General features: G+C 49.9%; 2 protein-coding genes. Both read left to right on the forward strand.

The genetic code is table 11. The annotated features are described in order from the left end of the window. Positions 1–558 (forward strand): ATP-binding cassette domain-containing protein (locus Q0176_RS04065; RefSeq protein WP_366797146.1); only part of this gene is annotated, 558 nt, incomplete at its 5' end. A 42-nt stretch (positions 559–600) separates the two neighbouring features. After that, a partial coding sequence (locus tag Q0176_RS04070) for an aspartate/glutamate racemase family protein (RefSeq protein ID WP_299299492.1) occupies positions 601–1,233 on the forward strand: 633 nt, incomplete at its 3' end.

A 1,233-nucleotide genomic window follows, 5' to 3' on the forward strand; every position in this document is an offset into this window, starting at 1 on the left:
CTCTTCAACAATCAGGTTCGTAAGGAGATTGCCTACGCGCCAACGAACATCGGTCTTTCGACTTCGGAGATCGAGGAGCGGGTTAAGGAGGCCTCCAGGATTGCCGGCGTTCGTGAAGAGCACATGGATATGCATCCTTTTTTTCTTCCCAAGGGATTGCGCCAAAGAGTGTCGATCGCCTCGATTCTTTCTCTTCGCCCAAGCGTCATCATCGTAGATGAGCCTACTACAGGACAAGATCACATCCAAGCCATAGAAGTAATGAACTTCCTGCGGCACCTCAACGAAAATGAGGGACATACCATCATCATCATCACACATGAGATGGACATTATCGCGAAATATGCAAAACGTACGATTGCTTTGGCTCAGGGGAAGGTCCTCCTTGATGGACCGACTCACGAGGTTTTTGCGCAGAGTAAGCTTTTGGCCGCGACTTTTGTCAAACCTCCTGAAATTACCCAGCTGGCACAAGCTTTGGGAGAGTTTGGTATCCCCCGAGATCTGATTAGCGTCCAAGCTTTGGAGGATGTTTTAGAGGCGAGATTGAGTTCTTAGGTGACGGTGGGTGATTGGATAGTTTATCAGGAGGTAATAACTGTGCCCTCTTATCTCGTGTTCAATCCTAATTCCAGCGGGGAAATGACAGAGTCGATACGACGGACTGCACTGTCCCAGGTTCGTCCAGGAAGCAGGGTCGATGTTTTGGGAGCCGAGACGGGGCCGCGCTCTCTGGAAAGCTTTTACGAATATTCTCTTGCCGTCTATGCGACATTGCAGTCTTTCAGAAAAATTGACATGAGAGACTACGATGGTATCCTGCTTGCCTGTTTTGGGGATCCAGGCCTATATGCTCTGAAGGAAATTGCGAGGGTTCCCGTTGTTGGGATCGCCGAAGCATCCTTATCCTTATCGTTGCTTCTGGGTTCGCGATTTGCTATCGTAACGGCTCTGCGTAAGGCTGTGCCGATGATGAAAAACATGGTGGATCAATATGCTCTGGGATCAAGGATGGCTGGAATTTACTCCTTGGATATGCCCGTTCTGGAGCTCGAAACCTGCCGTGAACGTGCGTGCGATCGGTTACGGAAAATTATTGATTTGGCGGTTGATGATGGGGCGGAGGTGATTCTCTTGGGATGCGCAGGGATGACCGGTTTTGCAGAGAGTATCGGAGAGGCTCACGGCGTTTCCGTAATTGACCCCATAATTGCAGGTGTTCGTACTCTGGAA

Source organism: uncultured Fretibacterium sp. (genome assembly GCF_938040765.1).
GTDB lineage: Bacteria > Synergistota > Synergistia > Synergistales > Aminobacteriaceae > CAJPSE01.